Consider the following 23,940-nt stretch of genomic DNA (forward strand, 5'->3'; position numbering starts at 1 on the left):
AAGCGAGAGCCATGCCGTCCTCGAACCTCCTGCACTCCCCAGGCCTTCTGCATAGCCATGGCATCCTGCCCTCACAGGCGATTGCCGGCCTGGTCGAGGCGGGCGCCGTCCGCATCGAGCAGCCCTTGGCCACGGACCAGATCCAGCCGGCCAGCCTCGACCTGCGCCTGGGCGCCAAGGCTTATCGCATGCGGGCAAGTTTCCTGCCCGGCCCGCGCAACACGGTCGCCGAGCGCATCGCCGACCTCGCTTTGCACGAGATCGACCTGACCAAGGGCGCCGTGCTGGAGACGGGCTGCGTCTACATCGTGCCGTTGCTCGAAAGCCTGAAGATGCCGGATGGCGTTCTCGCCTCCACCAATCCCAAGAGCTCGACCGGCCGCCTCGATGTCTTCACCCGCGTGATCACCGACCATGCCCGCGCCTTCGACCAGGTCGAGGCCGGTTATGACGGCCCGCTCTATGCCGAGATCGGCCCCCGCACCTTCCCGGTGCTGGTCAGGACGGGATCGCGCCTCAGCCAGATCCGTTTCCGCCGCGGCGAAGCCCGCATCGACGATGCCGCCTTGCGCGAATTGCAGCGCCGCATGGGCCTGGTCTCCTCGCCCGATCCGGACATTGCCGGCGGCGTCGCCGTCTCCGTCGACCTCACCGGCTTCGGCGACGGCATCATCGGCTATCGCGCCAAGCGCCATACCGCCGTGATCGATGTCGACAAGCGTGCGGCCTGCGATCTTCTCGATTTCTGGGAGCCGATCCCGCATCGCGGCAAGAACGACATGATCCTGGACCCGGATGAGTTCTACATCCTGGCCTCCAAGGAAGCCGTGCATGTGCCGCCCGAATTCGCCGCCGAAATGGTGCCGTTCGACCCGCTGGTGGGTGAGTTCCGGGTGCATTACGCCGGCTTCTTCGACCCCGGCTTCGGTTATTCGCCCGATGGCATGGAAGCGGCCCGGGCCGTGCTCGAAGTGCGCTCGCGTGAAGTCCCCTTCATCGTCGAGGACGGCCAGATCGTCGGGCGCCTGATCTATGAGCGCATGCTCGAGCGCCCGCAGATCCTCTACGGTGCCGGCCTCAACTCCAACTATCAGGGCCAGGCGCTGAAACTGTCGAAGCATTTCCGGTAAGTCGCGATGCCGGCGCAAGGGTGGTGCCATGAAGAACTCTGTCGTCGCGACCACCGCCGCACTTTGTCTCTTGCTGTTCCCGCTTGCGCAGGCGCGAGCGATGGAGTGCTTCGGAGGCTTCAGTTGCGAGGAAATCGGCGCTGCTGCCTTCTCCTTTCGGATCGTTCGGGATTGTCCCGCTCAATTTCAGATTCAGCCTGACAAAAGGGCCAAGTTCGAGCGGGCGATGGTTGCCCTGCGCAACCGCCCGCTCGCCAATGTCACGGGCAACGAGCAGTTCTCCTCGACCCCGCAGACTTATGGACCCGGTGTCTGCGAGGGCGCCGCGCGAAAGTTCAAGAGCGGCGCGGCGAAGGTCGAACTCCTTGCCGTGAGACCGCAAGCCAAGCGTAAGTGAAGGTCGGCATAGGCACCTGAGGCATCCGGCAAACAGCCAAGAAAAAAGGGCGGCTCGCCGGGCCGCCCTTCACGAGTTTCCGGCTCTGGGAGGACTCAGGCCGGTTTCGAGCGCCGTTCGAAGGGCGCAACGAATTTCACGATCAGCAGGAAGGTGGCCGCCTCGACCACTGCGACGATCCACAGGCCGTTCGATATGGCACCGGCATCCTTGAGATAGCCCATCAGATAGGGAGCGCCGAAGCCGGCGAGATTGGCCACCGAATTGATCAGGGCGATACCGACGGCAGCAGCCGAACCAGCCAGGAAGTGGTTGGGCATCTGCCAGAACACCGGGATCGCCGACATGGTGCCGACCACGGCCAACCCCAGGGCCAGCAAGGCGATCGGCGCGCTGCCGGGCACCACGAAGCCGAGGACGGTGAGCCCGATCGCGCCGGCCAGAGCCGCCAGGCCGCAATGGTAGCGCACTTCATTGGCACGGTCGGAATGGATGCCGTTGGAGATCATGCCGGCGGCGCCGCAGGCATAGATCGCCGCCATGATCCAGCCCACCGTGGCCGGATTTGTAAAGCCGACTTCCCGCACGATGGTGGGGCCGAAGAAGGTCAGCGCGGAATTGGCCATGATGATGCAGAAGAAGATGGCAATGAACTTCCACACGATCGGGTTCTTCAGCGACTGCAATACGCCGTGCTCGCGATGACCGAGCGTCTGGCGGTCACGCTCGAGATCGCCGATCAGCAGCTGGCGCTCGTCGGCGCTCAGCCAATGGGCATGCTCGGGCTTGTCGGTCAGATAATAGAGGGTCGCCAAGCCGGCCAGGATGGACGGAATGCCTTCCAGCAGGAACACCCACTGCCAGCCTGCCCAGCCGTTCACGCCGCCGAGCTGGGTCATGATGGTGCCAGCCACCGGACCGCCCAGGACACCGGCCAGGGCGGAGGCCGACATGAACAAGCCGAAGACCTTGGCGCGGCGCAGCGACGGGAACCAATAAGTGAGATAGAGGATGACGCCGGGGTAGAAGCCGGCCTCGAACACGCCGAGCAGGAAGCGCAGGCTATAGAACTGCCAGGGCTTGGTGACGAACATCATCAAGACGCAGATGATGCCCCAGCCGATGGTGATGCGAGCCAGCGTCCGCTTGGCGCCGATCCGCTCGAGCAGCATGTTGCTCGGCACTTCGAAGAAGAAATAGCCGAGGAAGAACACACCAGCGCCGAGGCCATAGACCGTCTCGCTGAACTGCAGGTCCTGGAGCATGGTCAGCTTGGCAAAGCCGACATTGACGCGGTCGATCCACGCCAGCACCCACAGGAACATCAGGAAGGGAAGCAGGCGCCAGATCACCTTCTTGTAGAGCGCCTCCACCTGCGGAGAGGTAGCTTCCGTGATCGCGCCTCCCGGCTCGATCATCGCATTCGCGGTCATGGTTTTCTCCCAGATATCTTATTGATTGACCGGCTTTGCGACGGCGATCTTCGATCCGCCGCCACCGATATTCAACGCACCACCTCGAAGCCGGCAGCAGCACGCCCGTCGGGCCCGTCCAAGGACGGCACCTTTCGTCGTCAGGCGGCGGGCGCTACGGCCTGCATGGCTTCGCGATGGAACAAGGCATCCAGCCGATAGCGGCTGATGAAGCCGATCTGCCGCAGCGCCTCGCGCCGCTCGTCGTCGCTGCGGCGCGCGATGCGATGGCGGAACTCGGCAAAAATCCCGACTTTGGTGTAGTGCCGCACGCAGACGATGAACGGGAAGCCATGGCGAGCGCGATATTTGCGATTCAACTCGTCCATCTCGGTGACTTCCGAAGCACTGAGCCGGTCGAGCCCTGCCGTTCCCTGCTCCTCCACCGATTCCGCCGTCATCGTGCCCTGCTTGGCCTCGCGACCGGCGAGATCGGGATGCGCGTTGAGGAAGGCTGCGATGCCGGCCTCGTCCTGGCCGAGCACAACCGCCATCATCGCAGCATGCAGGTTCTCGATGGTGTCGAACGGCCTGCGCGACCACACGGCTTCAGCCACCCAGCGGGAATTCTCGAAAACCGGTCCCAGCCGGGTGGTGAACGCCTCGCGGCTCGCCGCATTCAGGCTCATCAGATCGATCAAGGCGCCGCTCCACGGGATTTATCGTTGTTCTTTGGCGGGATTTCCGAATTCCCATGAGAAAAAGCATGCGCCTTGACAGATATTAGGTCAATTTGATGAGATGAATGATCAATATTAGAAAAATCGAATAATAGTAGGCCGACATCGACGAGGCGAACCCGGGATGCCAACCCTGAACGGGGAACGATGAATGAAAAAAGATGCGTTGGTTGATCTCAGCCTGCTTCGCGTCTTCTGCATCCTGATGAGCGAACGCAGTGTATCGCGTACCGCCGTGCGCCTGGAGATGTCGCAACCCGCGGTCAGCCTCGTCCTGGGCCGGCTGCGCGAGCATTTCGGCGACCAGTTGCTCATGCGCGGACGCGGCGGAATGGTGCCGACCGACCGTGCTCTGACGATCCTGCCCCGTATCCAGGCGCTGCTGATGGACGCCGAAGCCCTGGCGGAGGATACCGCGCCTTTCGACATATCGGCGAGCAATCACAGCTTTACCATTGCATCCCCCGATTACCTCGCTCCCATCTTTCTGGGGGATGTCATCGCAGCCGCCCGGCGCGAGGCGCCGAATGTGCGGCTCGTCATCCGGGCGCTGGGCCCCGATTTCGACTTCGAGAGCGCCCTGGCCAAGGGAGAGATCGACACGGTGATCGGCAACTGGCCGTCACCGCCGAACTATCTGCGCCGATCCGTCCTGCTCGAGGACGAGGTCGTCTGCGTCATGGGCGCCCAGCACCGGCTGGCCCATGGCCCGATCACCCAGGCCGACTATCTTGCCGCGGCCCATATCGTGCCGGTGTCCTATTCGGTCGCCCATCGCGGTCTGGTCGAAACTCATCTGAGTCGCCTGCGCCTCGTTCGCGAGCGAACCGTGGCCCTGTCCTATTTCGGCATGGCACCTTATCTGCTGCTTGAATCCGATCTCATCTTCACGACGAGCCGCCATTTCGCGCGTTATTTCTCGGCATTCCTTCCCCTGGCGATCCGCAACTCACCGATCCGCTTTCCGGCGATGACCTTCTATCAATTGTGGCATGAGCGGTCGCATCACGCTCCGGCCCATCGCTGGCTGCGCGACCTCATGGCCCGCTCGCGCAGCAGCATCGACGCCACCCGCCCCACCAGGTCGGAGCCGCAGGCCTAGGTTATGCCCGTCGGCCGGCGGGTTTACGCAAGGCAGCCGCTCGCCAAGCCGACGCAGCGGCGAAAATCTGCACCAGCCCGCCCATGGTCATGGCGCCGGCCAATCCGGCCGCCCCACCGCCGAGAACGGCATAGAGCGAGCCGAGGACGGCAACGCCGACCGTCGCCCCCACCATGCGCGCCACGTTGATGATCGCCGAAGCCGTGCCGGCCCGCGCCGATGCGACCGCGCCCACCGCCTCCCCCATCAGGGGCCCGGTCGCCATCCCCATGCCGAGGCCGGTGAAGGCCAGACCAATTTCGGCCGGCAGGATCGAGACATGATGGGCGCCTGCCGCGATCGACAACAGGCCGCAACCGATGATGGCCACTCCGCCGCCGGTCATCATGCGCATACCGATCCTTCGGCCCAGAAAGCCGGAGAAGGGCGAAACCAGGACGAACACCGCGGCCATCGGCATCAAAGCAAGGCCCGCCATCGCCGGGCTGAGCCGTCCAGCTTCTTGCCAGAACAGCGGCAGCAGGAAGAGGGTGCCATACATGCCGAAGGTCATGCCGGCAGTTGCCGTAACGGTACCACGAAAGATTGTGTTTTCGAAAATATCAAGTGGAACCATCGCCCTATGGCCATGTCTTCGCTCGATTGTTATAAAAGAAAACAGGGAAACCATGGCGAGAAAGGCGGCTATCAGGGCGACTGGTGGCGTCTCGCGCATTGCGATGGCAGCGAAGGCAAAACCGCCGAGTGCCGCCGCACCGAAAGCCTGTGCACCCCCGTCGAAATGCCGCTCCTGCGGATCAGCTGATTCAGGGATGACCAGGGCGGCAAGGACCAGGGCGGCCAGGCCGATCGGCACGACGACAAGGAAGATGCTTGGCCAGCCGAAGGCATGCAGCAGGGCGCCGCCAAGGGTCGGGCCGATCGCCATCGCGACACCGTTGCAGGCTGCCCAGATCCCCGAGGCCCGTCCCCGCTCGGCCTGATCGGGCCACATGACGCGCAGGATCGCCAATGACGACGGCATCAGCAGAGCCGCCCCGAGGCCGGCTGTCGCCCGCGCCGCAATCAGCACGCCGATCGTGGGGGAGAAAGCGCATAGAAGCGATGCTGCGGTGAAAATTGCGGCACCGGCCATGAAGATCAGGCGGCGCCCCTTGAGATCGGCCAGCAAACCACCCGTCAGCAGCATGACCGCATAAACCAGATTATAGCCGTCCACGACCCATTGCAGCGCGTCGAGTCCGGATGAAAAGGCTTGCCCGATCCGGCGGACTGCAAGGTTCACGACAGCCGTATCCACCTGGGCAATCAGCACGGCCAAGCACAATGTCACCAGAGCCAGGTTCCGATGGCGCAGGCGCAAGTGCGATGGGTTCGACGCGTGCATGCATTCCATGCCGGGCAATCTCCATAGGCTGGAGGCCCTTCTTACCGCCATGTTTGCATCGAATGCTTCGGCCGGTATCGAAGCATGCCATATCGGATTGGTGCATAGTCACTCCAGAATGAGGACGCCATGCCTGAGATCCCCGATTTTGCCGCCACCGCCTCGCTGATCGCCGATCCCGCCCGTGCGCTGATGCTGACCGCCCTGCTCGATGGCCGTGCCCTGCCGGCTGGCGAACTGGCCTATGCCGCCCGCATCGCGCCGCAGACGGCGAGTTCCCATCTGGCCAAGCTGCTTGCCGGTGGCCTCCTCGCCGTCGAGACGGAAGGGCGCCATCGCTATTATCGTCTGGCGGGTGGCGACGTCGCCGAGGCACTGGAACACCTTTCCGTGCTCGGACCGGAGCAGCCAATCCGCCGCAAGGCGATGAGTGGCAAAGCGCGCGAATTGCGGCATTGCCGGTGTTGCTACGATCATCTGGCAGGACAGGTTGGTGTGGCAGTAACCCAGGGCCTGGTCGAGCACGGCTATCTCGTTCCGGCCGCCGACAAGCAGTTTCGCATCACGGCCAGCGGCAACGCCTGGTTCGGTTCGATCGGCCTCGATGTCGCAACGCTGAAACCCACCGCACGGGGACTCGCGCGCCAATGTCTCGATTGGACCGAGCGCAGCCATCACCTTGCCGGCCCCCTCGGCGTCCATCTGCTGAGCACGATGTGCAAGCTGGGATGGCTGCGCCGCAGCAGGGAATCGCGGGCGGTGCAGGTCACGCCCAGAGGCTGGATCGAGCTCAGGCGACAGCTCGGCATCGATCCCGTGTCGAGCCTGGCAGCGTAGGGCTTCCTGTCACGGAACATGGATGCCTGTCTTTGGGCCATGTGGTCAGGCCACCTAGCCACTTGAATGTTGAGCTGCCGGTGATAGGTTCGAAGCGAACAGAATGACCGGCGAGGCAAGACCATGCCGTTTCAGGCCGTGGCGTCGCAGAGACTGTTTCAACAGGTTGCCGAGCAGGTCGTCGGGCTCATCCGCTCGGGCGAATTGCCGCCGGGCACGCGCCTTCCTGCCGAGCGGGACCTCGCCCGCAAGCTGGGTGTCAGCCGGCCCGTGGTGCGCGAAGCGATGATCGCGCTGGAGATTTCCGGCTTCGTCGAGGTGAAGACGGGTACGGGCAGCTATGTCTCCGACGGGTCGCCGCGCGCCGGCGAACTCGGCGATGCCGGCCCAAGCGCCTTCGATCTGCTCGCGGCGCGCCGTATCATCGAGGGCGAGATTGCAGCCACCGCCGCCGAGATGGCCAGGCCGGCGGATATCGAGCGTCTCGACCAGGCCCTAGCCTGGTACCGGCAGGAATCCCTGAAGGGCGAAGACTCTTTCGAAGCCGATCGCGCCTTCCATCTGGGCATTGCCGAAGCCACGGGCAATCCGGTTCTCACCCGGACGATGGAACTCCTGTGGGGCGACATGCGCGGGCGCATTTTCGACCGGCTGGGCGAATTGACCAAGAACTCCACCAAGCTGCGGACCAACATGGCCGATCACCAGGCCATTCGCGACGCCATCACCGCGGGTGATGGTCCCGGCGCGCGCCAGGCCATGCAGGCCCATATCGCCAATGTCGAAACCTATTTCCTGATGGATGCCGCGGAAGACGGCACGACGACACACACGAGGAACGCCACTGGCGGCACGACCCGCCGCTGAAAATCAAGAATGGGAGGATGTCATGACTGCTCGGATAACCCGCCGCCAGGCACTCGGCGCCGGTATCGGCTTTGCGGCCCTCGGCATTGCCGGCGCCAAGGCGGAAACCCCGGCCCTGCCGAAATCGCCCGTCACGCTCAACGTTGTCGATGTCGCCGGCAATCTCGCCCTCACCCAGAAGGCCATCCAGAACTACGCCAAGGCCAAGCCGGAACTGGTGTCGAAGATCAGCTTCACCAAGGCTCCGGCACCGGATCTTCCTGGCAAGCTCAAGGCCCAGCAGGATGCCGGCCGGGTCGACATCGATCTCGTCCTCACCGGCACGGACGCGCTGTCCGCCGGCCTTGACCAGAAGATCTGGGTGCCGCTCCTGCCGGATCTCGCTTCGGCGCTGCCCAAGCTCGATGACGTCCTGCTCGCCCCGGCCGCCCGCATGCAGGGGCTGGCCAACGGGGCCGGCGTCGTGGTCTCCTACTATCCATCCGGCCCGCTGCTCGAATATGCACCCGAGCGCGTCTCGCAGCCGCCGAACACGGCGGAGGAATTGCTGGCCTATGCCAAGGTCAACCCGAACCGCTTCATCTATGCCCGCCCCGCCAATTCCGGGCCGGGGCGCACCTTCCTGATGGGCCTGCCTTACATCCTCGGCGACAAGGATCCGAAGGATCCCGTCAATGGCTGGGAGAAGACCTGGGCCTATCTGAAGGAATTGGGGGAGGCCATCGAATATTATCCCACCGGCACGGGCGCGACCATGAAGGAGTTCGGCGAGGGCTCACGCGACATGACGGTGTCTACCACCGGTTGGGACATCAATCCGCGTGTGCTCGGCGTGGTGCCCAAGAGTGCCGCGATCTCGACCCTGAAGGGCTTCCACTGGGTCACCGATGCACATTATGCCTGCATTCCCACGGGCCTCGCTCCGGAAAAGGTTGCAGTGCTGCTCGACCTCATCAGTTTCATGCTGAAGCCGGAGCAGCAGGCCTACACCTATGACGAGGGCTATTTCTATCCGGGGCCGGCCGTGAAGAACGTCACGCTGTCCATGGCACCCGAGGAGAGCCAGGCTGCCATCGCCGAGTTCGGCAGGCCGGAATATGAAAAGCTGATTACCGATATTCCCACCGAACTCCCGCTGGATCCCGCCAAGATGGTGGTGGCGTTCAACATGTGGGACAAGCAGATCGGTGCTGCCAAAACCAAGTGAAATCCGGACCAAGTGAGATTCGAGCCGAGAAGGACTCGGCTTCGCTCTTTGCGGGGAAGGTCTACGATCCTCATCGAGGACCTGGCCTGGCCTCCCCGCTTTCACCCCACTCGGTACAGCGGCAGGTTCGATGTCAGCCCTGAGCAATTTCAGCCATTTGAAACTCGACAAGGTCGGGCGTGACTTCGGCGCCATGAACGCCTTGAAGGACCTGTCCTTTACGGTTCAACGCGGCGAATTCATCGCCCTGCTCGGCCCTTCGGGCTGCGGCAAGTCGACCGCGCTCAACTGCATCGCCGGCCTGCTCCCGACCACGCGCGGCTCGATCTGGCTCGACGACAGGCGCATCGATACGCTCGGTCCGGAAGATCGCGGCTTCGGCATGGTGTTCCAGAACTACGCTTTGTTTCCGCATATGAGCGTCAGGGAGAATGTCGGCTTCGGCCTGCGCATGCGCGGCGTGCCGCGCGGGCCGGCCTCGGCGCGCATCGGCGAGGCGCTGGCAACGGTCAGGCTCACCGACCAGGCCACCAAGCTGCCAGGCCAGTTGTCGGGCGGGCAGCAGCAGCGCGTTGCCATCGCCCGCGCCATTGCGGTCGAACCGCCCCTCGTGCTGATGGACGAGCCGCTTTCCAATCTCGACGCCAAGCTCCGGCTTGAAATGCGCCAGGAAATCCGCCGCATCCATGCCGGCCTCGGTTCGATCACCCTCTATGTCACCCACGACCAGGACGAGGCGCTTTCGCTGGCCGACCGCATCATCGTGCTGCGCGACGGCGAGATCCGCCAGATCGGCACGCCGGAGGATCTCTACCAACGACCGGCGACGCTGGATGTCGCGGAGTTCATGGGGTTCCGCAACCGCCTGCCGGGTTCGATCGTCTCGTCCTCCCCTGACGAGGTGACGCTGGAGATCGTCGGCGAGCGGATCGAGGGTGTCGCCCGCGAAGAGCTGGCCGGACCGAGCGCGGTCGCGGCCATTCGCCCGGACGATCTGATTGCCGGCGAACAGGGGATCCCCGCCCTGGTGGAGATCTGCGAATATCGTGGCCACGCCTTCTTCGGGGCGGCCAGGGGACCGGCCGGAAACGAGCTCTTCTTCAGGGCGCGTCAGCGCATGCGGCCGGGCGAGCAGGTTCATCTGAAGGCCGATCCATCACGCGTGCTGGTCTTCAACGAGGCGGCGCGATGAGCGCCCTGCCTGCCCCCAACCTGAAGGCACGCCTCGCCGCACGCGGCATCGACGGCGTGACGCTGCTCGCCCTGCCGGCCGTGCTGTTCCTGCTGGCCCTGTTCATCTATCCCTTCTTCTATGGGCTGTGGCTGTCGTTCCAGCCCAAGGATGGCTCGACCTTCGGCAATTACATTACCTTCTTCAGCGATCCCGCGCTCTACGGTACCATCGCCACTACCCTGTGGATCGCGGTACCGGCCACTCTGTTCAACCTGCTTGCCGCCATACCGGTGGCCTTCCGGGTCCGCCTGCTCGACAATCAGCGCCTGCTCACCACCATCCTGGTGCTGCCGATCACACTCGGCACGGTGCTGGTGGCCGAGGGGCTGCTCAACTATCTCGGGCCGCAGGGCTGGTTCAACCGGGCCCTCATCCTGGTGGGTATTGGCCCGGTCAAGCTGGTTCACAATTACTGGGGCGTGTTCCTGTCGCTGGTGATCACCGGCTTTCCGTTCACCTTCCTGCTGACGCTCTCCTATGTCACCGGCATCGACCCGGCCCTGGAGAATGCGGCGGCAACGCTGGGCGCCAGGCCGGCCGCGCGCTTTCGCCATATCTTCCTGCCGCTGTTGCTGCCAGGCCTCGCCGTGACCTTCTGCCTGAGCTTCGTGCAGGCCTTCTCGGTCTATCCCTCGGCCGTGATGCTCGGTGCCCCGGCAGGGCCGACCCGGGTCATCACCATTCCGGCCTATCAGGCCGCCACCGAGCTCTACGACTATTCGATGGCCTCGGCGATCGCCATGATCATGGGTGCGATCCTGCTGGTCGTCATCGCCATCGTGCTCGGCCTTCGCTCCCTGGCCTATCGCGGGCCCGCCGACGGCGGCAAAGGCTAGGAGACAGGGTCATGGTCCATCGAATTTCCCGCCCGCTTTCCGAACGCCTGTGGTCCACGGCCGTATGGGCGCTGACCATCTTCTTCGTGATCAATCTTCTTGCCGTGATCGCGGCGGTGATCGTCAGTTCCTTCTCGACGCGCTGGCTGGGCACCTGGCTGCCGCAGGGCTGGACCGCGCGCTGGTATGATTCGGCCTGGGAGGAATTCCAGCTTGGCGGCGTGCTCCTCGTCACCTTTCAAGTCGTCTTCGGCGTGGTGCTGCTATCCGCCGTGATCGGCATTCCCGCCGCCTATGCCCTGGCGCGACGCGATTTTCCCGGCAAGAAACTGGTGACCTTGCTGTTCCTGTTGCCCTTGCTGGTGCCGCCCGTCACCTATGGCATTCCGCTGACGACGGTTCTCTACAAGGCAGGGCTCGGCAGTACCCTGGCCGGCGTGATCATCGCCAACCTCGTGCCTGCCCTGCCCTTCGTCATCCTGGTGATGATTCCCTTTGTCGAGCAGATCGATCCGCGCCTGGAAGCGGCAGCGCGGGTCTTCGGCGCCCGCACCGGCTCGGTGTTCCGGCATGTGCTGATCCCGCTGCTGCTGCCGGGAGCGCTCGCGGCCCTGCTCCTGGTACTGGTGCGCACCATCGCGATGTTCGAGCTGACCTTCCTGATCGCCGGCTCCGACAGCCAGACGCTGGTCGTCTCGCTCTATGCCGCCGTGACGGCGTCCGGGGTCAGGGCGCCGCAATCCGTGGATGCCATGGCCGTCATCTACATGCTGAGCACGCTGGTCTGGCTGGTCATCGCCCTTCGCTTCATCAACCCGACCCAGATGGTGACGCGGGTAAAGAAAGCCCCTGCCCGCTGAGGCCTACAGTTTCTTGACCAGCCTCAAGGCTTCGGTGGCAAAACCGTTCTTTTCATAGAAAAGCCGGCCGCGATGATTGCTGGCAAAGACGTCGAGGGACAAGGCGGCATAGCCCTGTTGCCGTGCCCAGTCCTCTGCTGCAGCGAGCAACTGCCTGGCCGCGCCCATGCCCTCGGCCGCCTCGGTGACGGCCAGAAGGGCCACATAGCCGATCTCCCGGCCGGTTATGCCATCAGTCCCCGGCAGGGCATGCAGGAATCCGAGACCGACACCGACGGCATCCTCGGCGATCAGGCTCAGGCTTCCTGCCGCGGGCTCGCTGAGATTGGCAGCGGAAAAGGCATCCTGGAACGCCCGAATGTCGGTCTGTTCATGCAATTCAGTTTCGATGACAGCCGCAAGGCGGTGTCCGAGACCGAGCATGAAGCTCAAATCCCGCTCCCCCTCCGCCTTGCGGATGCGGATGTTCGTCAACGATAGGCGGAGGCGATGCCGAGAAAATCCTCGGCCTTGAGCGAGGCACCGCCCACCAGCGCGCCATCGACATTGTCGACGCCCATCAGTTCGGCTGCATTGGAGGGCTTGACCGAGCCGCCATAGAGCACGCGCACGCCATTGCCTTCTTCACCGAGGGCTTCCACCAGGCGCGCGCGGATGAAATCATGCACCTGCTTCACATCAGCCGCCGTGGGCGTCAGGCCAGTGCCGATCGCCCAGACGGGCTCGTAGGCGATCACGGTATTGGCAGCATTGGCACCCGCCGGCAGGGAGCCTGCAAGCTGGCTGCCCACCACATCCAGGGCCTTGCCCGATTCGCGTTCCGCACGGGTCTCGCCGATGCAGACGATGGCAACCAGGCCGGCGCGCAGAGCCGCCCCGGCCTTGGCCTTGACCGTCGCATCCGTCTCACCGTGATCGGTGCGACGCTCGGAATGGCCGACGATGACATAGGTCGCGCCGGCATCCTTCAGCATCTCGGCGGAGATGTCGCCGGTATGGGCGCCCGAAGGCTTGGCGTGGCAATCCTGCGCCCCGATCTTGATATGCTGCCCTGCTGCCTGCGCCGCAAAGCGGGACACCAGCGTAAAGGGCGGGCAGACCAGCACCTCGGCGGCACCGGCTTCGCCGGCCGCGACACCGGTCGCGATGGCATCGAGTTCGGTGACCCCCTTGGTGAGGCCGTTCATCTTCCAATTGCCAGCGACGAGCGGGCGCGGCCGGTTTGCTGTCATCTTGCTGATCCTCTTTCTGTCAAACAGGATTGCCGAGACTGCTCGGCAGGGCGGGCTCGGAAATCCTGTCGCCTGTCGAGGCCTGCGCCGGGAAACTCTGCTTGGGCCGCCCTCGATGCGCCGACTTCATCTGGCGTGCTTAGCAACCTCGTTCCCATGGAGCAAGGCGTGGGTGTCGCAAGAAACCCATGGCCGCGCCATTGCGACGCCACGTGCTCGTCCCTATGATGCGCCGCTTTTCGTGCGCCGCGCCCTTACCGGAGCGTTCATGCGGCCCCGAAGCAGCGTAGAAACGATGCGGGGTTTCCCGGGTTCTCCGAGACGGACCTGGAAAATCTCTTTGCCTTGATGGAACCAAGACACCGATGCTGAGCTCATTCCGCGAAGTTATGACCAAGGGACCCGCCAAGATCATCACGGCGGGGGTCATGTTCCTCCTGAGCGGCAGCTTCGCCTTATGGGGTGTCGAAGGCTGGCTGCAGGGGCGCAGCAATTCCGATGTCGCCACGGTTGGCGGATCTGCCATTTCCGCCAACACCTATAGCGAAGCCTATCGCTCGCGGACCTTGCAGATCACCAGAGCCACCGGCAAGGCGGTCACCCCCGACATCGCCCGCACCTTCGGTATCGACAAGCAGGTTCTCAACGGCTTGATCTCGGAAAAGGCCATGGACGTCCAGGCCGCCAAGCTTGGGCTCGGCCTCGACCCTCAAGCCATGGTTCGGACCGTGATGAACGATCCCGACTTCCAGGTCTCCGTTCCCGGCAAGCCGCCCGTCTTCGACGCCAATGCCTTCCGCCAGATGCTCGAAAACAACGGCATGAACGAGGAGATGTTCTTTGCGCGTCAACGCGAGGTCTATGTCCGCGGCCAGATCGACCAGGGCCTGACGGCCGGCGGCCCAGTCCCGCAAGCTCTGCTGCAGGCTGCCGCCCGCTACAAGCAGGAAAAGCGCAATACGTCCTATTTCGTACTGCCGCAGAGCAGCGTGGGTGACATTGCTCCGCCCGACGCCGCCAAGCTGCAGGCCTATTACGACGAGAACAAGGCTGCCTTCCGCACCAAGGAACTGCGCAGCCTGAGCTACATACTCGTGACGCCGGCCGAGCTGAGCGGCCGGGCCACCGTCACCGATGCCGATGTCCAGGCCGCCGTCGACAAGGACAAGGCCGGCTCGGCGGCGCTGGAGCAGCGCACCGTCGAACAGATCGCCTTCCCTTCGCTGGATGAGGCCAAGGCCGCTGCCGCCCGCATCGCTTCCGGCCAGATCACCTTCGAGGGCCTTGTCACCGAGCGCAAGCTCAAGCCCGAGGACATCGATCTGGGCACCGTGTCCAAGCGCCAGCTCAGCGACCAGAAGATCGCGGACGCCGCCTTCGCGCTCAAGGAAGGCGGCACGTCGGACGCCGTGCAGGGCAATCTCGCCAACGTGATCGTCAAGGTGACCAAGATCATCGACGCCAAGATCGTCCTGCGCGGCGAACTGGAACGTCAACGCGCATCGGAGGCCGCCAAGAATCTGCGCGACGCCATCGAAGACGAGCGCATGGGTGGCGCCCCGCTCAAGGATATCGCCGCCAAGCTCAAGCTGAAGGCCGTGACGCTGCCACCGGTCGATGCCCAGGGCCGCGACGCCGAGGGCAAGCCGGTTGCCGTCCCGCTCGCCACCCAGGTCCTGCCTGCTCTCTTCACGGCCGAACCGGGTTCCGATCCCGAAGCCGTCGACGGCCGTGACGAAGGCCTGATGTGGTTCTCGCTGGACAGCGTAGTTCCGGCCCGCGACCGCACGCTCGACGAAGCCAAGAACGAGGTGATCACTTCCTGGACCGCGGATCAGAAAGTTGCCAAGCTCAAGGAGAAGGCCGACGAGCTCGTGACCCAGTTACAGGGCGGCAAGTCGCTCGAGGACATCGCCAAGAGCCTGAACCTGCAGGTCACCCCTGCCTGGGATCTCACCCGCAACGGCCAGAGCCAACCCGTGCCCCCGGCGGTCGTCACGGCCGTGTTCGCCACCCCGCTCAAGGGGTTCGGAACGGCGCTTGCCGCCAACGGCACCGATCGAATCATCTTCCATGTCGAGGACAACGTGATCCCCGAGCTCGATGCCAAGGCTCCGCAGACCGAGGCGCTGTCCAAGCAGCTCGCGACCGGCATCAGCCAGGACCTGATGACGGAATATGTCAAGAAGGTCGAAGACCAGCTCGGCGTGGCCATCAACCAGACCAATGTCGACCGTGTCGTCGGCACCGGCAGCCTCTGAGTCGCCACCATGCTTCTCGAACCTTCCTTCGAAGCCTTCTCGGCCGCCTACGCAGCCGGCAAGGCGCAGATCCTGACGCTGACGCTGGTGGGCGACCTGGAAACCCCGGTTTCCGCCTTCATGAAGCTGGCGGGCGACAGGCCCAATGCCTTCCTCCTGGAATCGGTGGAAGGCGGTGCTACGCGCGGGCGCTATTCCATGATCGGCCTGGAGCCCGACCTGATCTGGCGCTGCCAGGACGGCCAGGCCTCGATCAACCGCCATTTGCCGGACCAGGCCTTCGAGACGTTGGACGGCCATCCGTTCGATACGCTGCGGGCTCTGATCGCGGAAAGCCGGATCGAGCTGCCCGAAGGTGCACCGCCGATGGCGGCCGGCCTGTTCGGCTATCTCGGCTATGACATGGTGCGACTGGTGGAGGAGCTTCCCGCCGCCAAGCCGGATCCCATCGGCGTTCCCGACGCCATCTTGATGCGCCCCACCCTGATGGTGGTGTTCGACGCGGTGCGCGACGCCATCACGGCCGTGACGCCGGTGCGCCCACAAGCCGATGTCACGGCCAAGCAGGCCTATCTGCGCGCCGAACAGCGGCTGATGACCATCGTCGACGGCCTGGACCGCCCGACACCCAAGCTTGCCGAGACCGTCGATCTCGACGCCCTGCACGCCCAGCAGGTTTCCAACACCGCCGAAGCCGACTACCTGGCCATGGTGGCCCGCGCCAAGGAGTACATCAAGGCCGGCGACATCTTCCAGGTCGTGCTGTCTCAGCGCTTCAGCGCGCCGTTCCAGTTGCCACCCTTCTCGCTCTATCGGGCCTTGCGCCGCATCAACCCGGCTCCCTTCCTGGTCTACCTGCAGCTCGACGGGTTTTCGGTGGTCTGCTCCAGCCCGGAGATTCTGGTCCGGCTGCGTGAGGGCAAGGTGACGGTCCGGCCCATCGCCGGCACGCGCCCACGCGGCAAGACCAAGACCGATGACGATGCGCTGGCCGAATCGCTGCTCAACGATCCCAAGGAGTTGGCCGAACATCTCATGCTGCTCGACCTCGGCCGCAACGATGTCGGCCATGTCTCGGCCGTCGGCAGCGTCACGGTAACCGATCGCTTCTTCATCGAGCGCTACAGCCATGTGATGCACATCGTCTCGAATGTCGAGGGCAGCATCGGCCCGGGCCACGACGCGCTCGATGCGCTGGCAGCGGGCTTTCCGGCCGGTACTGTCTCGGGCGCGCCCAAGGTCCGCGCCATGCAGATCATCGACGAGCTCGAAAGGGACAAGCGCGGCCTCTATGCCGGCGCCATCGGTTATTTCGGTGCGGATGGCCAGATGGATACCTGCATCGTGCTGCGCACGGCCCTGGTCAAGGACGCCACCATGCATGTCCAGTCCGGCGCGGGCATCGTCTATGACAGCGTGCCCGCGAGCGAGCATGCCGAATGCGTCAACAAGGCCAAGGCCCTGTTCCGCGCTGCCGAAGAAGCCGTCCGCTTCGCCGGCCAGCCCGGACGGGGACAGTAAGGCGGGCGGACGACATCCATGGCTAAGTGGCCCGGCGCCCGGCGATCAGCCCTGCTGACCTTCGGGGCCGCCTATGTCGTGCTCTTGGCCGACTTCTATCTCTACCTCTATCCAGGCGGCTTGCAGGCCATCGCCTTGATGCTGGCGATCGCCCTGCCTGCCCTGGGCGCCGCCTATGGCATCTTCTTCTTCCATTGGCTCTTCGAGAGCGAGCGCTCTGCCCCCTATGCCGACTATGGTTTCGGTATCTGGCTGATCTCCTCGCTCGCCTCGCTGATCTACATGGCCGTCTTCGCCGGTCTGGGCGCGCTCCTGCCCTATGGCCTGGAGAGGCTGGAGCTGTTCGGGAACACCGTGCAGATGATCGCCTCGCGCATGACCTTGGCCTCGGACTATTTCGAGCCCGTAGTAGGCCGCAATCTCGCGCTTTTCATCCTGCTGGAGGTGTTCGCCTGCGCCTATGGCAAGAAACATGGCATGCGCCTGCGTCGGCCTTAACTTCCCAGCGTTTCGCACAGCTGAAGCGCTTTGTCGGACGACGCAATGCCTCGAATCGCAAACATGCATCCAAACAAGGAGTTAGAGACGAGGGGTGTTTCTGCCAAAACACGCCTTGCACCGGGGAACCGCTTGACCCGCTGCCTCCTGACGCCTAGTCGTGATGGCTCCAAAGGAGGCTAGAGCCGTGACGACAGACCGTTCCATGACCGTGACGCTGATCGACAATTATGACAGCTTCACCTGGAACCTCTGGCATTATCTCGGCCAGCTGGGTTGCACCGTCACGGTTCATCGCAACGACAAGGTCAGCGCGGACGAGGTGATCGCCGCGGCGCCCGATGCGATCGTGCTCTCGCCCGGCCCCTGCACCCCCACCGAAGCCGGCATCTGCTGCGAGCTGATCGAGAAGGCCAAGGACAAGATCCCGCTCTTCGGCGTCTGCCTCGGCCACCAGGCCATCGGCCAGGTTTTCGGCGGCGACATCGTGCGCCTCGCCATTCCCATGCATGGCAAGATCTCCTCGATCGACCATCGCGGCCGCGGCGTCTTTCGGGGTTTGAACGGCCCGTTCATGGGCACGCGCTATCACTCGCTCGTGGTCAAGCGCGACAGCCTGCCGACCGATCTCGAAGTCACCGCCGAGACGGATGACGGCGTCATCATGGGTCTGCAGCACAAGAGCGCGCCGCTACATGGCGTGCAGTTCCATCCGGAGTCGATCATGTCGGACCATGGCCACCGCATCCTCCAGAACTTCCTGGAGCTGGCGGCGGAATGGAACGCCAAGCATCGGGCCCAGGAAAACCGGAACGAAAGCGAGCATGCGTGATGGACGGTTTCAAGCCCTATATCGGCAAGGCTGCCGCCGGTTCGCTCACGCGCGAAGAAGCGGCTGAAGCCTTCGACCTTCTGCTCTCCGGGCAAGCGACGCCCTCGCAGATCGGTGGCTTCCTGATGGCGCTCAGGGTCCGCGGCGAGACGCCGGACGAGATGGCCGGCGCCGTCAGCGCCATGCGCGCCAAGATGCTGACGGTGGAGGCCCCCGAGGACGCCGTCGACATCGTCGGCACCGGCGGCGACGCCTCCGGCTCCTACAATGTTTCGACGGCCGCTTCCCTGATCGTGGCCGGCGCGGGCGTGAAGGTTGCCAAGCATGGCAATCGCGCCCTCTCCTCCAAATCCGGTGCCGCGGACGTGCTGACTGCGCTCGGCGTCAACATCGAGCTGAAGCCCGAGGGTATCGCCCGCTGCATCACGCTGGCGGGCGTCGGTTTCATGTTCGCGCCAGCCCATCACGGCGCCATGAAGCATGTCGGCCCCACCCGCGTCGAACTCGGCACGCGCACGATCTTCAACCTGCTCGGCCCCCTGTCCAACCCCGCCGGCGTCAAGCGGCAATTGCTCGGTGTCTATGCCCGCCAATGGTTGCAGCCCATGGTCGAGGTGCTCAAGACCCTGGGATCGACGCGCATCATCGCCGTGCATGGCAGCGACGGGCTCGACGAAATCACCACCACCGGCCCCACCGAGATCGTTTCCCTGGAGAACGGCGAGATCAGCCACGGCGTCATCACGCCCGAAGAGGTTGGGCTGCGCGTTGCGACACCCGAGGATCTCAAGGGCGGCGACGCCGCCCACAACGCGTTGGCGTTGCGGGCCGTTCTCGAAGGCGAAAAAACTCCCTATCGGGACATCGCCCTCCTGAATGCCGGCGCTGCCCTGCTCGTGGCGGGACGCGTGCCGAGCCTGGCGGATGGGGTAATCCTCGCCCGCGAATCCGTCGACAAGGGCAAGGCCCTAGCAACGCTCAACCGTTTGGTTGAAATTTCCAACGCGTGAGTGCCATGGCCACCATTCTCCAGAAGATCGAAGCCTATAAGCGCCGCGAGATCGAGGCAGCGAAGGCGGCACGCCCGCTGCCGGAGCTGATCAAGCTGGCGGACCGCGCCAGTCCCGTACGGGGCTTCCAGAGAGCTCTGCAGGCCAAGCTCGACGCCGGCAATACTGCCTTGATTGCCGAGATCAAGAAGGCGAGTCCGTCCAAGGGCCTGATCCGCGCCGATTTCGACCCTCCGGCACTTGCCCGCGCCTATGAAGCCGGCGGAGCAGCCTGTCTTTCCGTGCTGACCGACGAGCCCTCCTTCCAGGGGCGGCCCGAGTTCCTCACCGCGGCACGTGCGGCGGTATCGCTGCCCGCCTTGCGCAAGGACTTCCTCTACGATCCCTACCAGGTGGTGGAAGCAAGAGCCTGGGGTGCCGACTGCATCCTGGTGATCATGGCCAGCGTCACCGACGCCGAAGCCCGTGCGCTGATCGCGGCCGCCAAGGACTGGTCCCTCGACGTGCTGTGCGAGATCCACAATCACGACGAGCTCGAGCGGTCCCTCACGCTCGATGTCGGCATGATCGGCATCAACAATCGCGATCTCAACGACTTTGTCACCCGCCTGGAGACGACCGAGACACTGGCGCCGCTGGTGCCCGGCGATCGTCTCCTGGTCGGCGAAAGCGGCATCTTCACACCCGGCGACGTCCAGCGCCTGCAGAAGGCTGATGTGAACACCTTCCTGGTGGGCGAGAGCCTGATGCGCCAGGCCGACGTCGCCGCCGCCACGCGTGCCCTGCTGTCTGTGGACCAGGCGGCATGAGCCGGCAAAATACGAATCCTAGCCTTACCCATCTCGACGCCTCCGGCGAGGCGAACATGGTCGATGTTTCGCAAAAGGCCGTGACGAGCCGCACCGCAATTGCCGAAGGGCGGGTGGTGATGCAGCGCGAGACGCTCGACCTCGTCTTGTCGGGTGATGCCAAGAAAGGTGATGTTCGCGCCACGGCCCGCATCGCCGGTATCATGGCCGCCAAGAAAACCCATGAACTCATTCCGCTCTGCCACCCGCTGCTCCTCAGCAAGGTCGCCGTCGAGATCGAGCCCGACACCGCTCTGCCCGGTCTGACGGTGCGGGCGACAGCCAAGGTCGCGGGTCAGACCGGCGTGGAGATGGAAGCGCTGACCGCTGTTTCCGTCGCCTGCCTGACCATCTATGACATGGTCAAAGCCGCCGACCGGGGCATGCGCATCGAGGCGATCAGGCTCGTAGAGAAGTCCGGCGGCAAATCCGGCGATTGGCATGCGGAGGAAAATCCATGAGCCTGCTTCCCGTCGCGGACGCGCTGGCCAAGGTGGTTGCCGGCGTCACCCCGCTTCCTGTCGAAACCGTGCCACTGCACGCCACGCGCGGACGCGTGCTTGCTTCCGCCATCACCGCGCTGAGAACCCAGCCCGGTTTCAACGCCTCGGCCATGGACGGCTATGCAGTACGCGTGGATGACGCCAAGCAGGGAGCCAGCCTCGAATTGATCGGCGAGTCTGCCGCCGGGCATGGCTATGCCGGTCGGGTCGGCGAGAACCAGGCCGTGCGCATCTTTACGGGCGCGCCCGTACCTGACGGCGCCGACACCGTGGTGATCCAGGAACAGACCCGGCGCGACGGCAATCGCGTCATCCTGGAGGCCACGGCCAAGCCCGGCCAGCATATCCGGGGCCGCGGACTGGATTTTACCGAAGGCCGTGAGGCCCTGAGGCCTGGAACCGTCATCGGCCCCCGCGATATCGCCCTCGCCGCCGCCATGAACCACCCAGGTCTGCCGGTCCACCGCCGCCCCAAGGTCGCCATCCTCGCCACCGGCGACGAACTGGTATTGCCCGGCCAGGCCATCGGCGAGAACCAGATCGTTGCCTCCAACAACTTCGCCATCCGCGCCCTTGTCGAGGCCGAAGGCGGCGAAGTGCTCGACCTCGGCATCGCCAGCGACGACTTCCCGGCCCTGGAAGCCGCCATCAAGCGAGCTCGCGCCGAAAAGGCCGATGTGCTCGTCACTATCGGCGGTGCCTCCGTCGGCGATCACGATCTGATCCAGACCGCACTGACCCGCGAAGGCATGCGGCTCGGCTTCTGGAAGATTGCCATGCGGCCAGGCAAGCCGCTGCTGCATGGGCGGCTCGGCGTCATGCACATCCTCGGACTGCCGGGCAATCCGGTCTCCTCCGTGGTTTGCGGCGTCCTCTTCCTGGTGCCGCTGCTGCGCGCGTTGCTTGGCCGTTCCGACGCCGGCCCGCCACGCCGCAAGGCCGTCTTTGCCCGCTCCTGGCCGGCCAACGATGTCCGCGAGGATTATATACGGGCCCGCTTCCTGCTTGACGATACGTCAGACATCCTCAAGGTAGAGCCATTGGCACTGCAGGATTCGTCGCTCGTCAGCGTGATGCAACATGCCGACTGCCTGGTGATCCGGCCGCCCTTCGCACCCGAAGCAAAGGCGGGTGAGACCTGCGAGATCATCGATCTCCGTGCGGCCGGCTATTGACCACGTCTTTAACCTGAACTTCATTGTTGCAGAACACAGTAGGAACATGTAGCACTGTTCTTGTTTTGTTTACACCTTCACCGTGATTCGCGGCCGCCACGACGGGATAGCCATGCTGACCAAGAAACAACATGAATTGCTTCGGTTCATTCATGAGCGCCTGAAGGAACAGGGTGTGCCTCCTTCCTTCGATGAGATGAAGGAAGCACTGGACCTCAGGTCCAAGTCCGGCATTCACCGCCTGATCATGGCGCTGGAGGAGCGTGGCTTCATTCGGCGCCTGCCCAACCGCGCCCGTGCGCTGGAAGTGGTGCGCCTGCCCGAATCGGCGGTGCCGAGCGGTGGCGGCCTGTCGCTCGCCTCTTCCCAGCGTGGTTTCCGCCCCAATGTAATCGAGGGCAATCTCGGCAAGGTTCGCCCCGTCAGGCCTGAAATTGACGACGAGGTCGGCCGGCCGGTCCTCGTCCCGGTGATGGGGCGTATCGCCGCCGGCACGCCGGTCTCCGCCATCCAGTCCAAGAGCCACACCATCAGCGTCACGCCGGAAATGTTGTCCTCCGGCGATCATTTCGCCCTGGAAGTGCGCGGCGATTCCATGATCGAAGCCGGTATCTTCGACAATGACACCGTGCTTATCCGCCGCCAGGACCACGCCGATACCGGCGACATCGTCGTGGCACTGATCGACGACGAGGAGGCGACACTCAAGCGCCTGCGCAAGCGCGGAGCCTCCATCGCACTGGAGGCCGCCAATCCGGCCTATGAAACCCGTATCTTCGGGCCCGACCGGGTGCAGATCCAGGGCAAGCTGGTCGGTTTGTTCCGTCGCTATTGAGCGTGGCCGACATCGTGGCTTGCCGGCTATGAACGCGCTTCGCGCGATCGCGAACTGCAGCTTGCGGCGCCGCGATGTCGAAAACCTGCTCGCGGCGAAGCTTCCGCATTCCCTCGTCGATTGCGAGATGGAGGAGTGCGATCTTTCGCGTCTCGATCTCTCTCATTGGGCCTTCGAGCGCTGCAGGCTCAGAAACGCCAAGCTGGTCGGCGCCAGGCTTGCCAATACACTCTGGCGCAACTGCAAAGCGAGCGGCGCCGATTTCCGTGGCACGGACCTGGAGGAAGCGGCGTTCCGCACCGGTGATTACAGCAATACCAGCTTCCGGCGCGCCAAGGCGGCCTCGACGGCTTTTACCGGTTGCAAGCTGACCGGGGCGGACCTCTCCGAAACCTCGGGGCTGGGGCTGGTTTTCGAGGAAGTTCTGCTGATGTCGGCCAAGCTGCCGGCCTTTTCCTTCCGGAAGAGCGTGCTGCGTCGCCTCGACTTCACCCAGGCCGATTTGCGCCAATGTGATTTTCGCGAGGCGATCTTCGAGGAATGCAGTCTGCGTGATGCCAATCTTGTCGATGCTCGCTTCGAGGGTGCCGACTTGCGCGGTGCCGATCTCGGCGGGCTGAAGCTGGCAGACACCCGTTATTTCAAGGGCGCCACGATCTCGAAAGGCCAGGCCGGCCAATTGCTGGCCGAACTGGGCTTGCGGATTGCCTGAGAGAGCCTCCGGAATCGCAGGCTAATCCGCTCGACACCAGGCAACCAGGAGTGCTCGAACCACTATTCGCCCGAGCACCGCCGAAGGTCGTCATGAACCGGGAAGACAGGTCAGTCGACAGCAATCATGACGTCTGAGGCCTTGATGACGGCATAGGCATTCTGGCCGGGCTTGAGATTGAGGTCGTCGACGGCCTCATTGGTGATCGACGCAGTAATGATGGTGCCGTTGACCTCGAGCTGGATGTGGGAGGTCGTCTGCCCCTTCGTCACGCTCTTGATCGTGCCCTTGATCTGGTTGCGGGCGCTGATTTTCATGAAACTTCCCTTGGCGACGCGAAAGACGCGATCATCATCATTCCTGAAGCAATGTCCACCGGCAAATACTGGTGAAATTAGCGTGGCGGTGGCCCCTTCCAGACGGCGGGTACGATCGGGGTAACCGCCTCAAAACGCGCGATCGTTACCCCGAAAATTGCGGGCGGAGGCCCATGGGGCCGCCACC

At 64.2% G+C, this 23,940-nt stretch carries 25 protein-coding genes; 19 read left to right on the plus strand and 6 right to left on the minus strand.

Annotated features, from left to right (window positions below):
- Window positions 1–11 precede the first annotated feature (11 nt).
- Entirely contained in the window at window positions 12–1,130 is a 1,119-nt protein-coding gene (locus ACIGJE_RS19135; RefSeq protein ID WP_415083983.1) for a 2'-deoxycytidine 5'-triphosphate deaminase, read from the plus strand.
- A gap of 28 nt (window positions 1,131–1,158) precedes the next feature.
- A complete protein-coding gene (locus ACIGJE_RS19140; protein WP_311934972.1) occupies window positions 1,159–1,527 on the plus strand; it encodes a hypothetical protein in 369 nt (122 codons plus the stop codon).
- 95 nt (window positions 1,528–1,622) lie between these two features.
- Here ACIGJE_RS19140 and ACIGJE_RS19145 read toward each other — a convergent pair whose 3' ends face one another.
- Both ACIGJE_RS19145 and uraD read right to left on the minus strand, forming a co-directional pair.
- Window positions 1,623–2,960 (minus strand): MFS transporter, encoded by a 1,338-nt coding sequence (locus tag ACIGJE_RS19145; protein ID WP_415083985.1) that lies wholly within the window; start codon window positions 2,958–2,960, stop codon window positions 1,623–1,625.
- 140 nt (window positions 2,961–3,100) lie between these two features.
- The gene (gene uraD, locus ACIGJE_RS19150) at window positions 3,101–3,640 is read right to left on the minus strand and encodes a 2-oxo-4-hydroxy-4-carboxy-5-ureidoimidazoline decarboxylase (RefSeq protein ID WP_483678434.1); all 540 of its coding nucleotides are present in this window, start codon (window positions 3,638–3,640) and stop codon (window positions 3,101–3,103) included.
- Between the two features lie 190 nt (window positions 3,641–3,830).
- On the opposite strand from uraD, the gene ACIGJE_RS19155 reads away from it, so the two are divergent.
- Window positions 3,831–4,781, plus strand: a complete 951-nt coding sequence (locus tag ACIGJE_RS19155) for a LysR family transcriptional regulator (protein ID WP_311934978.1) — start codon at window positions 3,831–3,833, stop codon at window positions 4,779–4,781.
- A 1-nt stretch (window position 4,782) separates the two neighbouring features.
- Here the strand turns inward: ACIGJE_RS19155 and ACIGJE_RS19160 are convergent, their stop codons facing one another.
- Entirely contained in the window at window positions 4,783–6,219 is a 1,437-nt protein-coding gene (locus ACIGJE_RS19160; RefSeq protein ID WP_483678437.1) for an MFS transporter, read from the minus strand.
- A 78-nt stretch (window positions 6,220–6,297) separates the two neighbouring features.
- Between ACIGJE_RS19160 and ACIGJE_RS19165 the strand changes: the two genes are divergently transcribed.
- The 6 genes from ACIGJE_RS19165 to ACIGJE_RS19190 all read left to right on the plus strand — a co-directional run bounded on the left by ACIGJE_RS19165 (window position 6,298) and on the right by ACIGJE_RS19190 (window position 12,009).
- Window positions 6,298–7,005 (plus strand): ArsR/SmtB family transcription factor, encoded by a 708-nt coding sequence (locus ACIGJE_RS19165; protein ID WP_415083990.1) that lies wholly within the window; start codon window positions 6,298–6,300, stop codon window positions 7,003–7,005.
- A gap of 123 nt (window positions 7,006–7,128) precedes the next feature.
- On the plus strand, window positions 7,129–7,872 hold the full coding sequence (locus ACIGJE_RS19170) for a FadR/GntR family transcriptional regulator (RefSeq protein WP_415083992.1): 744 nt from the start codon (window positions 7,129–7,131) through the stop codon (window positions 7,870–7,872).
- 22 nt (window positions 7,873–7,894) lie between these two features.
- Window positions 7,895–9,079, plus strand: a complete 1,185-nt coding sequence (locus tag ACIGJE_RS19175) for an extracellular solute-binding protein (RefSeq protein ID WP_311934986.1) — start codon at window positions 7,895–7,897, stop codon at window positions 9,077–9,079.
- Window positions 9,080–9,209: 130 nt separating this feature from the next.
- A complete protein-coding gene (locus ACIGJE_RS19180) occupies window positions 9,210–10,271 on the plus strand; it encodes an ABC transporter ATP-binding protein (RefSeq protein ID WP_415083995.1) in 1,062 nt (353 codons plus the stop codon).
- Complete coding sequence (locus ACIGJE_RS19185) at window positions 10,268–11,149, plus strand: ABC transporter permease (protein ID WP_415083997.1); 882 nt, start codon at window positions 10,268–10,270, stop codon at window positions 11,147–11,149. The genes ACIGJE_RS19180 and ACIGJE_RS19185 overlap by 4 nt, the downstream gene beginning before the upstream one ends.
- An 11-nt stretch (window positions 11,150–11,160) precedes the next feature.
- Window positions 11,161–12,009, plus strand: coding sequence for an ABC transporter permease (locus tag ACIGJE_RS19190; RefSeq protein ID WP_483678439.1), 849 nt, complete (start codon window positions 11,161–11,163; stop codon window positions 12,007–12,009).
- Between the two features lie 3 nt (window positions 12,010–12,012).
- Here the strand turns inward: ACIGJE_RS19190 and ACIGJE_RS19195 are convergent, their stop codons facing one another.
- Both ACIGJE_RS19195 and tpiA read right to left on the minus strand, forming a co-directional pair.
- Window positions 12,013–12,432, minus strand: a complete 420-nt coding sequence (locus tag ACIGJE_RS19195) for a GNAT family N-acetyltransferase (RefSeq protein WP_415084001.1) — start codon at window positions 12,430–12,432, stop codon at window positions 12,013–12,015.
- 47 nt (window positions 12,433–12,479) lie between these two features.
- Entirely contained in the window at window positions 12,480–13,241 is a 762-nt protein-coding gene (tpiA, locus tag ACIGJE_RS19200; RefSeq protein WP_311934995.1) for a triose-phosphate isomerase, read from the minus strand.
- 365 nt (window positions 13,242–13,606) lie between these two features.
- Here tpiA and ACIGJE_RS19205 point away from each other — a divergent pair, with 365 nt between their 5' ends.
- The 10 genes from ACIGJE_RS19205 (at window position 13,607) to ACIGJE_RS19250 (ending at window position 23,436) form a co-directional block, all read left to right on the plus strand.
- Window positions 13,607–15,502, plus strand: a complete 1,896-nt coding sequence (locus ACIGJE_RS19205; RefSeq protein WP_483678441.1) for a peptidylprolyl isomerase — start codon at window positions 13,607–13,609, stop codon at window positions 15,500–15,502.
- Window positions 15,503–15,511: 9 nt separating this feature from the next.
- The gene (gene trpE, locus ACIGJE_RS19210; protein WP_483678443.1) at window positions 15,512–17,023 is read left to right on the plus strand and encodes an anthranilate synthase component I; all 1,512 of its coding nucleotides are present in this window, start codon (window positions 15,512–15,514) and stop codon (window positions 17,021–17,023) included.
- Between the two features lie 18 nt (window positions 17,024–17,041).
- Window positions 17,042–17,521: a hypothetical protein gene (locus tag ACIGJE_RS19215; RefSeq protein ID WP_483678444.1), complete on the plus strand. Its 480-nt coding sequence runs from the start codon at window positions 17,042–17,044 to the stop codon at window positions 17,519–17,521.
- A gap of 205 nt (window positions 17,522–17,726) precedes the next feature.
- Window positions 17,727–18,353, plus strand: a complete 627-nt coding sequence (locus ACIGJE_RS19220) for an anthranilate synthase component II (RefSeq protein WP_367623429.1) — start codon at window positions 17,727–17,729, stop codon at window positions 18,351–18,353.
- Window positions 18,353–19,363, plus strand: a complete 1,011-nt coding sequence (gene trpD, locus ACIGJE_RS19225; protein WP_483678446.1) for an anthranilate phosphoribosyltransferase — start codon at window positions 18,353–18,355, stop codon at window positions 19,361–19,363. The genes ACIGJE_RS19220 and trpD overlap by 1 nt, the downstream gene beginning before the upstream one ends.
- A gap of 5 nt (window positions 19,364–19,368) precedes the next feature.
- Window positions 19,369–20,172 carry an indole-3-glycerol phosphate synthase TrpC gene (gene trpC, locus ACIGJE_RS19230; RefSeq protein WP_311935009.1) on the plus strand — a complete coding sequence of 268 codons (804 nt, stop codon included), beginning with the start codon at window positions 19,369–19,371 and terminating at the stop codon, window positions 20,170–20,172.
- Window positions 20,169–20,672, plus strand: a complete 504-nt coding sequence (gene moaC / locus ACIGJE_RS19235; protein ID WP_311935011.1) for a cyclic pyranopterin monophosphate synthase MoaC — start codon at window positions 20,169–20,171, stop codon at window positions 20,670–20,672. Before trpC ends, moaC begins: the two co-directional genes overlap by 4 nt.
- Complete coding sequence (locus ACIGJE_RS19240; RefSeq protein WP_483678447.1) at window positions 20,669–21,889, plus strand: molybdopterin molybdotransferase MoeA; 1,221 nt, start codon at window positions 20,669–20,671, stop codon at window positions 21,887–21,889. Before moaC ends, ACIGJE_RS19240 begins: the two co-directional genes overlap by 4 nt.
- 112 nt (window positions 21,890–22,001) lie before the next feature.
- The gene (gene lexA / locus ACIGJE_RS19245) at window positions 22,002–22,724 is read left to right on the plus strand and encodes a transcriptional repressor LexA (RefSeq protein WP_068296091.1); all 723 of its coding nucleotides are present in this window, start codon (window positions 22,002–22,004) and stop codon (window positions 22,722–22,724) included.
- 28 nt (window positions 22,725–22,752) lie between these two features.
- Complete coding sequence (locus ACIGJE_RS19250; protein ID WP_311935018.1) at window positions 22,753–23,436, plus strand: pentapeptide repeat-containing protein; 684 nt, start codon at window positions 22,753–22,755, stop codon at window positions 23,434–23,436.
- A gap of 110 nt (window positions 23,437–23,546) precedes the next feature.
- Here ACIGJE_RS19250 and ACIGJE_RS19255 read toward each other — a convergent pair whose 3' ends face one another.
- On the minus strand, window positions 23,547–23,753 hold the full coding sequence (locus ACIGJE_RS19255) for a TOBE domain-containing protein (protein WP_311935020.1): 207 nt from the start codon (window positions 23,751–23,753) through the stop codon (window positions 23,547–23,549).
- Window positions 23,754–23,940 lie beyond the last annotated feature (187 nt).

The organism is Labrys sp. E2SS-1L (assembly GCF_057073705.1).